Source organism: Streptomyces sp. NPDC044064 (assembly GCF_056434245.1).
Map to the genome: position 1 here is coordinate 1 of NZ_JBWKFN010000046.1, position 13,313 is coordinate 13,313.

General features: G+C 70.4%; 15 protein-coding genes and 2 pseudogenes. 6 read left to right on the forward strand and 11 right to left on the reverse strand.

Annotated elements, in window-relative coordinates:
- Window positions 1–169 precede the first annotated feature (169 nt).
- From AC07DS_RS42895 to AC07DS_RS42905, 3 genes are all read right to left on the reverse strand, one after another.
- Window positions 170–580 (reverse strand): RICIN domain-containing protein, encoded by a 411-nt coding sequence (locus tag AC07DS_RS42895; RefSeq protein ID WP_479154161.1) that lies wholly within the window; start codon window positions 578–580, stop codon window positions 170–172.
- A 264-nt stretch (window positions 581–844) separates the two neighbouring features.
- Window positions 845–1,198 (reverse strand): peptidase inhibitor family I36 protein, encoded by a 354-nt coding sequence (locus AC07DS_RS42900; protein ID WP_479154162.1) that lies wholly within the window; start codon window positions 1,196–1,198, stop codon window positions 845–847.
- A 712-nt stretch (window positions 1,199–1,910) separates the two neighbouring features.
- Window positions 1,911–2,210: a hypothetical protein gene (locus AC07DS_RS42905; RefSeq protein WP_479154163.1), complete on the reverse strand. Its 300-nt coding sequence runs from the start codon at window positions 2,208–2,210 to the stop codon at window positions 1,911–1,913.
- Window positions 2,211–2,367: 157 nt separating this feature from the next.
- Here AC07DS_RS42905 and AC07DS_RS42910 point away from each other — a divergent pair.
- Window positions 2,368–2,772, forward strand: a pseudogene (locus tag AC07DS_RS42910) (transposase); the annotation flags it as partial.
- Between the two features lie 63 nt (window positions 2,773–2,835).
- Here the strand turns inward: AC07DS_RS42910 and AC07DS_RS42915 are convergent.
- The 3 genes from AC07DS_RS42915 to AC07DS_RS42925 all read right to left on the reverse strand — a co-directional run bounded on the left by AC07DS_RS42915 (window position 2,836) and on the right by AC07DS_RS42925 (window position 6,100).
- On the reverse strand, window positions 2,836–3,240 hold the full coding sequence (locus AC07DS_RS42915) for a nuclear transport factor 2-like protein (protein WP_479154164.1): 405 nt from the start codon (window positions 3,238–3,240) through the stop codon (window positions 2,836–2,838).
- A 272-nt stretch (window positions 3,241–3,512) separates the two neighbouring features.
- Window positions 3,513–4,460 carry a hypothetical protein gene (locus AC07DS_RS42920; protein ID WP_479154165.1) on the reverse strand — a complete coding sequence of 316 codons (948 nt, stop codon included), beginning with the start codon at window positions 4,458–4,460 and terminating at the stop codon, window positions 3,513–3,515.
- The gene (locus AC07DS_RS42925; protein WP_479154166.1) at window positions 4,457–6,100 is read right to left on the reverse strand and encodes a serine/threonine-protein kinase; all 1,644 of its coding nucleotides are present in this window, start codon (window positions 6,098–6,100) and stop codon (window positions 4,457–4,459) included. The genes AC07DS_RS42920 and AC07DS_RS42925 overlap by 4 nt, the downstream gene beginning before the upstream one ends.
- A gap of 363 nt (window positions 6,101–6,463) precedes the next feature.
- Here AC07DS_RS42925 and AC07DS_RS42930 point away from each other — a divergent pair, with 363 nt between their 5' ends.
- The 4 genes from AC07DS_RS42930 to AC07DS_RS42945 are packed head-to-tail and all read left to right on the forward strand — an operon-like array spanning window position 6,464 to window position 9,272.
- A complete protein-coding gene (locus AC07DS_RS42930) occupies window positions 6,464–7,162 on the forward strand; it encodes a response regulator transcription factor (protein ID WP_479154167.1) in 699 nt (232 codons plus the stop codon).
- Window positions 7,159–8,622 carry an ATP-binding protein gene (locus AC07DS_RS42935; RefSeq protein ID WP_479154168.1) on the forward strand — a complete coding sequence of 488 codons (1,464 nt, stop codon included), beginning with the start codon at window positions 7,159–7,161 and terminating at the stop codon, window positions 8,620–8,622. Before AC07DS_RS42930 ends, AC07DS_RS42935 begins: the two co-directional genes overlap by 4 nt.
- 51 nt (window positions 8,623–8,673) lie before the next feature.
- On the forward strand, window positions 8,674–9,075 hold the full coding sequence (locus AC07DS_RS42940; protein ID WP_479154169.1) for a hypothetical protein: 402 nt from the start codon (window positions 8,674–8,676) through the stop codon (window positions 9,073–9,075).
- Window positions 9,075–9,272, forward strand: a complete 198-nt coding sequence (locus AC07DS_RS42945) for a hypothetical protein (protein ID WP_479154170.1) — start codon at window positions 9,075–9,077, stop codon at window positions 9,270–9,272. The genes AC07DS_RS42940 and AC07DS_RS42945 overlap by 1 nt, the downstream gene beginning before the upstream one ends.
- Window positions 9,273–9,605: 333 nt before the next feature.
- On the opposite strand, the gene AC07DS_RS42950 is transcribed toward AC07DS_RS42945, so the two are convergent.
- Complete coding sequence (locus AC07DS_RS42950) at window positions 9,606–10,034, reverse strand: hypothetical protein (RefSeq protein ID WP_479154171.1); 429 nt, start codon at window positions 10,032–10,034, stop codon at window positions 9,606–9,608.
- Window positions 10,035–10,517: 483 nt separating this feature from the next.
- Here AC07DS_RS42950 and AC07DS_RS42955 point away from each other — a divergent pair, with 483 nt between their 5' ends.
- Window positions 10,518–10,799, forward strand: coding sequence for a hypothetical protein (locus AC07DS_RS42955; protein WP_479154220.1), 282 nt, complete (start codon window positions 10,518–10,520; stop codon window positions 10,797–10,799).
- On the opposite strand, the pseudogene AC07DS_RS42960 reads toward AC07DS_RS42955, so the two are convergent.
- From AC07DS_RS42960 to AC07DS_RS42975, 4 genes and pseudogenes are all read right to left on the reverse strand, one after another.
- Window positions 10,743–11,082, reverse strand: a pseudogene (locus AC07DS_RS42960) (hypothetical protein); the annotation flags it as partial. The gene AC07DS_RS42955 and the pseudogene AC07DS_RS42960 overlap by 57 nt on opposite strands.
- Before the next feature lie 64 nt (window positions 11,083–11,146).
- The gene (locus AC07DS_RS42965; protein ID WP_479154172.1) at window positions 11,147–11,995 is read right to left on the reverse strand and encodes a class I SAM-dependent methyltransferase; all 849 of its coding nucleotides are present in this window, start codon (window positions 11,993–11,995) and stop codon (window positions 11,147–11,149) included.
- A gap of 488 nt (window positions 11,996–12,483) precedes the next feature.
- Complete coding sequence (locus AC07DS_RS42970) at window positions 12,484–13,011, reverse strand: hypothetical protein (RefSeq protein WP_479154173.1); 528 nt, start codon at window positions 13,009–13,011, stop codon at window positions 12,484–12,486.
- Between the two features lie 42 nt (window positions 13,012–13,053).
- Complete coding sequence (locus AC07DS_RS42975) at window positions 13,054–13,191, reverse strand: hypothetical protein (RefSeq protein WP_479154174.1); 138 nt, start codon at window positions 13,189–13,191, stop codon at window positions 13,054–13,056.
- Between the last annotated feature and the right edge of the window lie 122 nt (window positions 13,192–13,313).

The window sequence follows — 13,313 nt, forward strand, 5'->3', positions numbered from 1 at the left end:
CGGCCGGGAGAGGTGGGGGGGGGAGGAAGGGGGCAGAGACCCCCCCCCTTTTTCCCCCCCCCCCCCCCCCCCCCCCCCCCCCAGGACCGGTTCACCTCGCGGCTGCGGAGTCACGGCTACGGCACGATCGTCCAGCGCTGACGTGCGTCGTCGCTGCAGTTCTCGATCGTCACGTAGGCGGCCTCCCGCGCCGAGGGCACCAGGCACAGGTGTGCGGCCTCGTTGCGGAAGCGGAGGGAGCCGTCCCCGTACATCTTCGCCTGCCAGCGGTGGCCCGTGCCGTCGTCCTGGCGCCGCGGTCAGTGCAGTCGTGCAGCAGGGAACGTTCGCCGGGCCCGGGCTCGTAGGTGTCCAGGATGTCGACGCACCGTCCGCCGCTGCCGAACGCCTTGAGCCGGACGATGTTGTCGCCCAGACCGGCGTACTCCATGTCCCAGCGCTGGGTGTGGACGTCGTTGCGCCGACGGGTGGTCAGCGGGGAGCCGTCGCGGCCGGGTCCGCCGAATCGGTCCAGGTAGAGGCCGTTCCACGCCCGCAGCCGAACCCGCAGGTCACCGGACTCCCACGCGCGGTCGGACACCCCGCGGGAGTTGCCCCATCACTGCTGGGCGGGACTGTCGCCGCATGCCAGGGCCAGGACCTACTTGCGCCGCGAGACGCACCCCGCGCGTACGAGGTACGCGGCTGCGACCAGGAAATCACCGTCCCGTCAGATCCTGCACCGCTGACCCGCAGCTGCCGCGACCACCGCTCGTACAGACGGCCTGCGTGCTGCAGCGCCCAGTGTCTGGCCATGGGCATCCGGGGCGGCCGGGCCGCACCCGGATGCTCGCAGGGCGGGGTGTCAGCGGGTGCAGACGTAGCGTTCGCCTGTGAACGAAGTCGCGTTCGAACTGCTGCCGCCGGGGCGGATGCTCCATACGTGTTCGTCCTGGCTCACGTCGAAGAAATCGACGTACACCGACAAGTTGTTCCAGTAGGACCCCACGTTGGTGATCCCGTAGTTCAGGAGATCCCAGCAGACGCCGTGCCTTTGGGTGGTGAAGGCCATGTTGTTGAAGCCGGTGTCCTTGTACAGACACAGCCATCCAGTGCGGCACGACTCTGCGGCCGATGCCGGCGCCGGGGAGAGGACGAGGCCGCCTGCGGTCGTGGCCAGCAGGGCGAGCAGCAGCGCTCGGAGCCGCAGTCTTCGCATGGGGGTCTCCTTTTGATGGCGTGACCTCGGGCTCTGCCCAGGACGGACCGTCATGGATTGGTCATGGACACGGAAAGGCTCCGCTCCTGCAAGGGTAGGGCGTGTCATGGATCCCGTTGCGGCGACGGCGTAATTGCCCAGGGCCGCGTCGAAGATCATGCAAAGGTCCGCGCCGGAAGCAGCCAGCGCGGACCCCAAGCCCGCGGGCCACCAGCCAGCTCGCACCCCGCCAGGACACCGCCTGAGGCCAAGGCGAAGCGATGATGCCCATCGGGCAACACAGGGCCAACTCCGCCGTAGAAGCAGCCCAGGGAAGAACCAGGGACGAGCAGCGGAGCGCGCGCAGCGGCCGGCGGCCATCAACCGGGACGGGGACTGCCCGCGGCCACTGGACTGGCAACGCCAGTACCGCACCCTCGCAGACCTCGTCGCCGACGACCCCCATGGCACCCTGCCCGGCATCGAGCCCAGCGTGCTCTGCGAGGGCAACGACCTCAGAGGGGTCCAACGGCAGACCAACTCCTGGCCTGAGCTGTCGAAAGAGCAACAAGCTGGGGCTGTGCACACTGGGAATCAGACCCGCCAAGCGGCCCACCCGGAGCCAGATCCCGCCCCGGCCCGCTCGACGGCGCCGCCTCATCCGAACCGAGGACACTCCGGACGGACGGCCGGAGGAGACGCGTGCGGACCACCCCTCCCCCGGCCTTTCGGCTCAGCGGAGGACGACGTTATGGGCGGGCGAGACGTCCGGCTGGAGGTGTCCGTAGCCAAGGTCGGCCATGACAGGGCCAAGTATCTTGGCGAATGCCTCGAACGACTCGGGAGACTCCCACACGTCGGTGACCCGCCAACAGCTGCCGACGGGTCCCGCGACGTGGGCGAGAAGTCCTGTTACGGGCAGGTCGGCCAACGAGGTGAATCCCTGGCCCTCGGTGACGCGGTCGATGCAGGTGTCGTACAACTCCTGGGCGGCAGACGTGTTCTCAAGGTCGAAGGTGACGATGATGGCCATGGTCCGGGCACTCCTGTCCGTTGTCCGCTGGATTCGACGGATGCCGCCCCACGATCTCCCCACCCCGACGGCGACGGCAACGGCGCACGGGGGCGGCTCGTCAGAGCGCCGGGAGCTCAAGCTCGTGCAGCCTCGCCGTGCGCGCCCCTGAGAACCTCTAACCGACGCCACCGGCATCCCGCTCGCCGCCACCCTGACCGGCGGCAACCGAAACGACGTCACTCAGCTCATCCCGCTTCTCCAAGCCGTGCCGCCCGTGCGCGGCAAGCGCGGTCGGCTCAGGCGCCGCCCCGAGGTGGTGCCGGCCGACCGCGGACACGACCACGACAAGTACCGCCGACTGGTCTGGGGCCTCGGTGTGAAGCCGCTGATCGCCCGGCGCGGAACCGAGCACGGTTCCGGACTCGGCACCCAACAATGGGTCGTGGAGCGCGCATTCGCCCATCTGTACTGGTTCCGACGTCTGCGGATCCACTGGGAGATCCGCGACGACATCCACGAAGCCTTCCTCACTCTGGGATGCGCGCTCATCTGCTCGAGGCGCTTGAAGTCATCGCGATAGGAGTCTTGCGACTCCGACAACGTGACAGGCCGGCCAGCTGGCTGACCCGAGCGAGGCCAGGAATCAGGTTCCGGCGATGGTTCGGCCCGGCATCGGCTCCGCGAGCGCGGCCCGCCAGGCCGGCACGCCGAAGGGGTCGGCGAAGTACTGCGTCTCGTGCACCACGTGCTGGTCAGCGAATTCCATGATGCTCACCGAGTACGAAGGCGCACCGTCGTAGGTGATGATGCATTCGCTCACCCACAGATTCGCATGGCCGGTGATCCGCCGGACGGTGAAGTGCCGGTCGGCCGGGTGTCCGCCGCGTTGCGCCGAAATCGTCACTCGGCCCCGGAACCGCTCGCCTGACTGCGGGTAGTCCAGGATCGCGTCCGTGGCGTAGATGGCGTGCTCGGCTTCGGTGTTCCCGCGTTCCGAGGCCCGCCAATGCTCCTCGATCGCGGCCCTGGTCCGGGAGTCAGCATCCATGGCACCGCCCTTCCGTAGCAGTGACAGCCTAGGCACTCCGGGCCACAGCCGGCCCGGGACCAGGCGGACGTGGGCTGCCAAGTCCTCCCTTTGGCCGGGTCGGAGGGCGGCAGCCATCCACTGTGGCAACGGCGTCGAATGGCCGCACCCGGCTTACCCGTCTTCGATCCATTCCGTTAGGGGTTCCAAGGCCCCCTCGGGCCAGGCGGGCCGCTACGGGTCAAGTTGCCGACGCCGTTCGGGACGTATCCACCTGGACGACTGACGGGTGGTCAGGGGCAGTCGTATGTGAGGTGCGTGGCCACCGTGCGGTGGGTGGGAGTGAGGATGCGCAGTTCGGCGCGTGCCTTGTAGTGACCCTTGCCCTGGAAGGTCCACAGGAGGTGCAGCCGTGCCTGCCTCTGGCCCCGGTCCACCGTTTCCCGCAGGACGGCCGAGGCCGTGCCGTCACTTCGGTTCCAGCGGTAGGAGAGCGTGCCCGGCCGGTCGTCCGTGGCGACCAGGCCGACGATGGACGCGGTGCCGTCGCAGCCGACGGTCGTCGGCCGGGCGGTGACTGCCACCGTGCGCACCCCGACGGACGGCTGGAGGTGCTGCCAGGCCAGGAACGCGATGACGCAGACCAGCACCAGCGCGGGCAGAGCGTGTCTGCGCATGCGCCGACGCGGGGGCGCGGGGGCTGGTGGGACGGTGGGCAGCGTTCTGTCGGTGCGGTGCGCGACGGCGGCCGTCACTCCCGGGCCGAAACGCAGCACGGTGCCTTCGACACGATCGGGCTGCGTCGGTGCGGTCGGCGTGATCTGCGTGCCGGGCGGTGCGACGAGAGTGTCGGTGTCGTCGGGCTCTGGCCGCTGGATCCAGTGGCTGGCCAGCACGGTGGCGCTGTACTCGGCGTCGTTCGGGCCGGTTTCGTGCGCCGGGGAGTGTTCGGTGGTGGGGTCGAGGTGGGTTGTGGGGGCGTGCTCATCGCTGGGGTCGAGCACACGGGTGGGTTCGTCGGCGGTGTCCAGTGCGTGGGTGGATTCGCCGGTGGGGTCGAGCACACGGGTGGACTCGTCGCTGGCATCGAGCACACGGGTGGACTCGTCGGTGAGGTCGAGTACGCGGGTGGATTCGCCAGTGTGGTCGAGCACACGGGTGGACTCGTCGCTGGCATCGAGCACACGGGTGGACTCGGAGTCGTCGGCAGGTGCCGGGGTGCGGTCGTTCTGAGTGGTCATCGGAGGTCACACTGCCTGGTCAGAAGCTGCTGCGAGGCGTTGCCATTGGCGGCGGCCGGGGTCGTGGTGGCCTGCACCGCCCAGTAGCACCCCTTGTTCTGGAAGGTGTGGTCGACGGCGAGCGAGTACTGGGTGGCGCCGCTGCGTTCGAAGGTCTGGGGCGCACCGTCCGGGATGCTGAGCACTCCTGCGGAATCGCTGGTGAACCACGAGACGGTGATGGAGATCGGCCCGGTGCCGTCCGTGGTGATGTCGATGGTTGCCGAGGCGGTGGACGGACCCGTCTGCCGGAACGCCGACACCGCGACGTCCTTGACTGCGGGAGCTGCCGGCGCGGAGGGCGATGGGGTGGTCGGTGTCGCATCGGTGGTCGCCCCGCCTGACGTCGTCCCCCCCGACGGCGTCGTGGTGGCGGACGTCGAAGGGTCGCTGGCACCGGTCGTGTCTGGAGACGGTGGGCCCGAAGGCGACAGGCTCGGGGAGGCAGTGGTGGTCGGGGACGGGGACGTGTGGCCCGGCGAGGTCGATGCGGTGGGACCCTGTGACGTCACGCCGGGCTGGGCGCTGGTGGTGGCGAGGGCCTGGGCCGTCTGCTGCGGATCCGCTGCCCGGGCATGCTGGGCGGCGTAGGTCAGGAGGATGCCCAGGAGCACGGCCGCCGCCGAGACGAGCATCCCCGGCCGACCGGGGAGCCACGACCGAGCCGGGCCGTGGCCCGCTGCCTGGGCCAGGACCGTGCGTGCGGTGTCCGTCGTGGTCTGCGGGGCTTTGCGTGCTGAGGGCAGCAGCAGCGGCAGCAGTGCGACGAGCGCGGCCAGCCGTCCCCGGCCGCGTTCCTCCCAGTCGGGCCCATAGGCGGCGCCGGCGGCCGCCTCCAGTTCCGAGACGAACGCCTCGGCGTGCGTGGGCCGCTCCTCCGGGTCCTTGGCCAGCCCGCGCCGCACGAGTGCGCGCACCGGCTCGGGGACCTCGTCGGCGGGGACGGGCGCGTCGACGTGCCGCAGCGCGAGTTCGGCGATGTTGTCACCCGAGTACGGCTTGTGGCCCGTGAGGCACTCGAAGAACGTGGCCGTGGCCGCGTACACGTCGGCGCTGGGAGAGGCGGGCGCGCCGGTCCACTGTTCCGGGGCCATGTAGGAGGGGGTTCCCGCGACGCCGACGCTGGTGCCGGTGTCCACCGCGATCCCGAAGTCGACGAGCTTGGACGAACCGTCCGGCACGACCAGGACGTTCTCCGGCTTGTAGTCGCGGTGGACGACGCCGATGCGGTGCGCGTCGGCCAGGCCGAGCAGCGAACCCTTGAGGATCACGAGCGCGGCCTCGGGATCCAGCGGACCACGCTCGGCCAGCAGGGCCCGCAAGGAGACACCGTCCACCAGCTCCATCACGATGGCGGCGCCGTCCGGACTCTCGACGTACTCGTACAACCCGGCGACGTACGGGCTTTCCAGCCCGCCGAGCAGCCGCGCCTCGGCCCTGAACTCGTGCACGAATCCCGGCCGGGTGCGCAGTGACTCGCTGAGGTATTTCACCGCGACCGGAAGGCCGCTCTCCTGGTGCACGGCCAGTACGACCCGTCCGCTCGCCCCGGATCCGAGTTCCAGCGACTCGGTGTATCCGGGCACCGCCCATGCGTTCATTTCGTCCCCCCAGATCCGCTGTGCCGACCGAGATCCCACTCGTTCCGGCGCTTCCGGCACGCGTTGAGAGACACATTTTCGGCCACTGCGGTTGCGGTGAGGCGCCGCGGATGTCACAGGTTGACCACTCCTGGCAGGGGCACCGCGGAGCGCGGCGGTCTCTTCGGTGGCCGGTGGCCCCCCGCCGGCGGGGCCTGTGGATCGTGGCGCAGGTCGCGCTGACGTGCGTGTTCCGGCCGATGAGGGCACAGGTCACCGGGTTTGCCGATGGAAGGGAGACGGGCCTTACGCTGACCGGGCGCTGCCGGCGGACGCGTATCCCCTACGCCGGCCGGGCGTTGACGGCGAGCGAGGGAGGCGCACATGGGTGGGACGGCACCCCCTGGGACGGTCCTGGTCGTGGACGACGACGCGGCCATCCGGCGGTCACTGGAGCGCGGGCTGCGGCTGAGTGGATTCGCGGTCCGCACCGCACCCGACGGCCTCGGCGCGCTCGCTGCCGTCGCGGACGGCCCGCCCGACGTCCTCGTCCTCGACGTGTCGATGCCTGGGATGAGCGGCATCGAGGTGTGCGCGCGGTTGCGCGCCGATGGCCGGGATCTGCCGGTCCTCATGCTCTCCGCACTCGACGAGACCGCCGATCGGATAGCCGGCCTGCAGGCCGGCGGCGACGACTATCTGGTCAAGCCGTTCGCCCTGCAGGAACTCGTGCTGCGGCTGCGCGCGCTGCTGCGGCGCCGGCCGCCCGCCGCGCAGGAACAGGCGTTGCGGGTGGCGGACCTGCTGATCGACCCCGCCGCCCGCACCGTGCGGCGTGGCGGATGCCCGCTGGATCTCACCCGGCGCGAGTTCGAGCTGCTGGAGGTGCTGGCCCGCAACGCCGGGCTCGTCCTCACCCGTGACCAGCTGCTGGAGCGGGTGTGGGGCTACGACTTCGACGTGCGCAGTGATGCCGTCGACACCTTCGTCAGCTATCTGCGGCGCAAGCTGGAGGCCGACGGCGCACCACGGCTGATCCACACCGTTCGTGGGGTCGGCTTCGTGCTCAGGGAGGAGCCGTGAGACTGTCGGCCCGGATCGGACTGGCGGTCGGCTGTACGGTGCCGCTGCTGGTACTGGCCTGCGGATGGCTGCTGCTCCAGCTCGTCGCCCGCGATCTGCACCGCGCCGAGGACGACCACTTGCGGGAACGGGCGGCGGCCGTCGTCCCGGACGCCCGGGCGTTGCTGCGGGCCGGCGCGGCGGATCGGCCCAAGGCGGCGGACACCCGTGAACGCGCCCTCTACAGCGCGGCGCTCGACGTGGGCGTGCGGGTGGTGGGACCGGACGGTTCCTTCAGCGGCGGCCCGCAGCCTGCCTCCGGCGTGCCGCTGCCCGCGCGCACCGGGGCGCCGGTCACCGTGCGCGCAGGCGGTGCCAGCTGGCGGGTGCTGGCCCGCCCGGTGCGCACGCCGCTCGCCTCCGGCACCGTGTGGGTCTTCGCGTCGGACACCGCCGACCGTGGACAGCAGCGACTGGTCCGACGCCGGGTGCTGGTCACCACTGTGCTCGCGGCCCCGCTGTCCGGTCTGCTGGCCTGGGGGATGGCCGCGGGTGCCGCCGCGCCGCTGCGCCGGCTGACCCGCCGTACCGCCGGACTGGACCCGAGCACCGATCGCGTGCGCCTGCCGGTGGAGCGGACCGGTGTCACCGAGGTCGACGAACTGGCCGCCACCGTACGCACCGTGCTGGCCCGCTACGACGAGCAGGCCGCCCGCACCGCCGAGGCCCTGGACACGGCCCGCTCGTTCTCGGCGGCCGCGGCCCACGAACTGCGCACGCCGCTGATGAGCATGGGCACCAACCTGGACATCCTGGCCGGTCACCCCGGGCTCCCCGAACCGGACCGCACGGAGGTCGTCGCCGATCTGCGCCGCGAACACGGGCGGCTGCTGGGCCTGCTGGTGATGCTGCGCGAGCTCGGGCGCGGGGACCTGGTGGAGGCGGAGGCGTTCCACACCGCCGACCTGACGGAGATCGCGGAGGCGGCTGTCGCCGAGGCCCGGCGCCACGCGCCCGGCGCGCTGGTCGCGCTGGACGCCCCGGCAGGTATCACCGTACGCGGCTGGGAACCGGGACTGCGGCTGCTGCTCGACAATCTGCTGGCCAACGGTGTGGCGCACGGAGCCGACGCGGACGGACTGGTGAGCGTGGCGGTGGGGCTGCGGCGCGTGGGAGCGTGGATCGTGCTCACGGTGGACGACGGCGGACCGGGAGTGCCGGTACAGGACCGGGAGCTGATCTTCGAGCGGTTCCGGCGCGGCCCGGCCAGCGCCGGCTCCGGGCTCGGACTGACGCTGGTGGCCCAGCAGACCGCACTGCACCGGGGCACCGTGACGGTCGGCGGCGCACCGGGCGGCATCGGCGCACGCTTCGAGGTGCGCCTGCCTGCCGAGGAGGGCGAACTGCCCGACCGCCGCGACTGGCTGATCGGGACAGCCGGGACATACCGGTCACAAGGATTCCCCAAAGAGGACTCCTAACCTGCCGCGGGACGGGCGGACGAGGGGTCCGCCCGGGAACGGAGGAATTTGATGGACATCCGGCGAAGGCGGCGCAACCTGCTGGTAGGGCTCGCCACGGCAGCGCTGCTGGCGGGCGGCGCCGGTGCGGCCACGGCCGACAGTTCCCCCGCGCCCGGACCGACCGGTGACGGGGCCAAGGCGCTGTGCAAGCGAGTGCCGAAGATCGACCGGCGGATCGACCGCGCGCTGAAGCGGCTGGACGCCGGGGCAGACACCCGGGGTTCGGTGGCCCGGCTGGAACGTCGCGCGGCCAACGCCGAGAAGGCCGGCCACACCGAGATCGCCACGTTTCTCCAGGACCGGCTGAAGACCCGCAAGGCGCTGGTGCCCACCCTCAAGCAGCGCCAGAAGGACCTCGACCAGGTCAGGGCGTGGTGCCGGGCCAACGACGGCGGCAAGGCGGCGAGTTGATGCGCGCAGGGGCCGCGGTGGTGCCGGTGGTCCTGCTGGCCGCCCTGGCCGTCGGCTGCTCCGGTCACGACGGGGCCTCGCCGAAGGCTCCGGCGGCCACGCCGTCGGGCTACTCACAGATGCAGCAGAAGGTGAACGCGGCGGAGTCGGCAGCCGCCGCAGCCGACCGGGACGCGGCCTCGAACGCGGACCGCTGACCCGAGGGGAGGCAGCGCAGCGCGGCCGGGCAGGCCCCCGAGGGGCACTGCCCGGCCGTAGTCGTAGCCCGAAATCGCGGCACGGCCGAACCGTGTCACTCGCATCGACGACATGAACGCTGTGTAAGAAACCCGCAGGTAAGCGCCCTATGAGGTATGAGGTCCCTTGGACCGTCTCCGGCCGTCGTCAGTAGCCGCGTGGTCCCCGAAGACGGCATCACCGGCGGCCGGAGTGCGGGGCGCGCTGGGCGGCGGCATGAGGTGGCATGTAGGCCACAGCGTGCAGCCGTAACCGCGATCGAGCCAGGCAACGGCACGGCGCCACGGGCCCGGTCACATGAACCGAAGCAGCACCACCAGGGCAATCGGCACAGGGAGCACGGCTCCCATCACGCGCCATCGGACGTCCTCGCGCATGACGAGTGCCAGGAAGGCGAGTGTGTACGGAGCCGCCAGCGGAATCACCGAGACCAGGCCTACGGTCGGCGATATGTGATGACCGAAGACCAGGATCTCCCGCAGGACGACCCACCCTGCCGTCCCGGCCGTGAGTACCTGAACCGTGAGCAACGAACGCCGAGCGCGGCTTGCGGTCGCGCGGCACTCGGCGACCGTGTCGCGGACGATCATGACGCCCGTCCACGCGAAGAGCGTTACGACAGCCATGATCATGAGCAGCCCGATGGCACCGAGCCCACCGTCACCGAGGATCGAGTCCGGGTGCCAGAAGATCTCGACGAAGACCCAGGCAGGGAGGTTCAAAACGATGCCCGCAGCCCATGTGAAAACGATCTCCTTCCCCAGACGATCCGACCACCACCCCTGCAGGGCCCTCCCCCACAGCATGATCTTGCGCAGACTCCCGCCCATACCCCCGCCCTCCGCTGACCGCTCGGCATCCCAGGCCGACCTCCGAGAGCGTGGCACACGCACAGGTGCCACCAGCCATGCGCCCCGGTCAAAGGAGGAGCCATGATCACTCGCGCCGAACCAGCTACCCGGGTGTCGTGCTGCTCACCGGTCGGAGATGTGGAACTCCTCGTCCTCAAGCACAAGTTCGTTCCGCCAGAGGGCAAGTGAGCGGGCGGAGCGGGATCGGAGCCCCCCGAAGCACTTCGATCCGGAACGCTGCTGATGAGAGCGCTGCCATCCACTGAGAGCACCCAACGCGTGAGTCGTCGGCTCCAGGGCCGCGTCAGGGTCGTCGTCCGCATAGTGCGGAGAGAGCCCGAGGCGGTTCGTTGGGTGGATGACGAGCCGTTTCCCGGAATCGTCGAGGTTCAGTTTGTTGACGCTGCGGGCCAACGCTGGTCTTTGATCGACAAGAGTTCGATCTTCGCGCAGTTCGCCGAGCCGGCCCGAGACTCGGTCTACCCCGTGACGGTCACGGTGGCGTGTGAGGTCCAGGACGACATCGAGGCGAAGGCCGGCGACGAAGTCGTAACTGTCTCCACTTCGCCGGACGGGGTCACGACGCCGGACGGACGGGACACCTTCGCGGTGAACCAGAGCCAGCCCATCCTGTGAGCGCGAGATCGTGAAGCATGCCCCAGCCCGGTCGACACCTGACTCGGCACAAGCTCTGCAGTCATTGCAACTCCTGGGCAGCGGGATACCAATCGCATGACATGGCCGGCAGCGGCGCACCGACAAGACCCGGTCCGCCAGGCGGCAGCCGCCACGGCCCGCCTCGCTTGACGTCACCTCCACGGCGCCGCACCAACGGGACCAGCTAGCCGAACTGGCCCTCGGTCAGCCCGGAGAACGGCTCGGTCCGACTCGGGTCATCCGCTGAGATCACCCCGCCCATGACCAAGCAACGCGCCAAGGGCTATGCCCGATACGGAGCAACCTCCAGGGAACTGCGAGGCGCTCTACCGGCGGACCGCCGTGATCAGTCCGCCGGGCCGCTCCTCGCGCTGCGGCGGGGTGCTGATCGGGCGGCCGTAGGCGGCAGCGCGCTCGCGCAGGGTGTGGCTTTCGGCGTCCCAGCCGTACCCGGCCAGCCAGCCCACCGGGTCGTCAGGCATCTCCGAGACCCACATGGACGCCGCCGATCCCGGCACGGCGTCCACGCCGAAGCGTTCGATCACGCCGCGCGAGCCCAATGTCAGCCCCATCCGACTGCCGGCTGCCGACTGCGCGCTGATCCGGGCCAGCAGCAGCTCCACCGCGTCCTCGGGCAGATAGATCAGCAGCCCTTCGGCGATCCACACGGTCGGCTCCGCCGGGTCGTGCCCTGCGGCGGCCAGCGCGCCTGGCCAGTCCTCACGCAGATCCACCGCGACGGTGATCCGCTCGCAGCGTGCGACGGCCCGCTGCTGGCGCAGCACCGAAGCCTTGAAGTCCAGTGGCGCGGCGGTGTCGACCTCGAACAGTCGGGTGCCCTCGGGCCAGTCCAACCGGAAGGCGCGGCTGTCCATGCCGGCGCCGAGTAGCACGACCTGCCGGACTCCGGACGCGGAGGCCTGCTGCAACAGGTCGTCGAGGAACTTCGTTCTGATGACGATGGAGAACGCCACACCCTGCCGACGGCGTCGCGCGGCCTCGTCACCGGGCGGCGGCAAGGAGGGCCCCAGACCGCCGGCGGTGGCGAAGGCCTGTGCCAGTGGGTCGCGGAACAGCGCGTTCTCCCGCTCGGTCTCCAGCGCCCGCACCCTGGCCACTCCCACCGCCGTGGCCCACACTCCCGACGGCTGCACCCGCTCCTGCTCATCAGTCACCGAGCCAGCCTAGATGATCGATTTCCAGGGGGCCTGATGAGTGGAGCCAGGTTCATGCGCGGCCAGCCGGTCATGCGCGCAATGGCTCGGCATCCGGGGCGCAAGCGGCATCCGGACCGGCTGGTGTTCCAGGGGAGCCTGCTTCCTCCTGCACACCGGGCTCTCCCGGGAACACCTACCGCAGGAACTTGGCTCCGGCTCGGACACGCCGATTGCCGCCGCCTGGTCCGGGACCTCGGCGTGAAGCCAGTGATCGCCCGCCGAGGCACCGAGCACGACTCCGGACTCGGCACTCAACGCTGGTTCGTGGGGCGAGCATTCGCCCACTTGCACTCGTTCCGCCGCCAACGGATCCGCTGGGAGACACGCGACGACATCCACGAAGCCCTCCTCACCCTCGGATGCGTCGTCATCTGCTGGAGGCGTCGTACCGCGCCACGACGGCAGACGGCCCCTGCACCTCATGACGCGTGAACCATGTAAGCCGGTCAGTGCACCCGTTCACCGCACTCCGCCGGAAACAGGACAGCGCCGGACGGCAGTTCACCTGGACGCCGTCCAGTCACCCGCAGGCACGCTTCGAGAGAGCCGTTCACGGGCGGGTATTCGAGGGCAACCTCGTCCAGCACGGCGATCTCACCGGCGAGGTGCAGTTCCACTGCATGTACGCCGTCCGGGAAACAGCCGACCAGGGCCCCGAAGGCTGCCGTGTCATTGCCGTCGGCGACGCACTCTCCGATGTCGAAACGCCAGTGCTCGGCCGCATCAGCAAGCAGCGCCCTGCCCCGCTTGCCGAGTCCGGCGAGGAGAGCTGTGCGGGCTCGCAGTTGGTGGGCGATGGCGCAGCAGATCGGGGCTGCTGTGCCGTAGGACGTCGTCACCCGCGTGTACGCGGCGTGGGGATAGGACGACAGGGCCTCGTCGAGCAGTCCCAACGCGGTGTCCCGCGCCGCCGGGTGACCCTGCTGAGCGATGTCCAGGAGCAGAGGGGTCGCGACCGCAGCCGCCGGAAACACCGCACCACTGTGACCATGGACGATTCCGCCGCCGCCGAGCAGCTAGCCGGCCTTCGCCGCCTCCACCGGGTTGGCCGCATCAGCCAGCGCGCGCAGACCATGGGTGGCACGAGCCGGTTCATACCAGTCGGGATGGCCGGGTACGGCACCCCAATCCACCGAGTCGATCGCATCCAACACGCCAGCATCCTCGCACCTGGCTGCTGCCCACTGCCCCAGGGGCCGACGATGCCTTGTAGATCATTCCGTCAGGAGTTCCACGCCCGCAACCACATGGTCTTGGCCCGTAGTGGAGTGGCTCC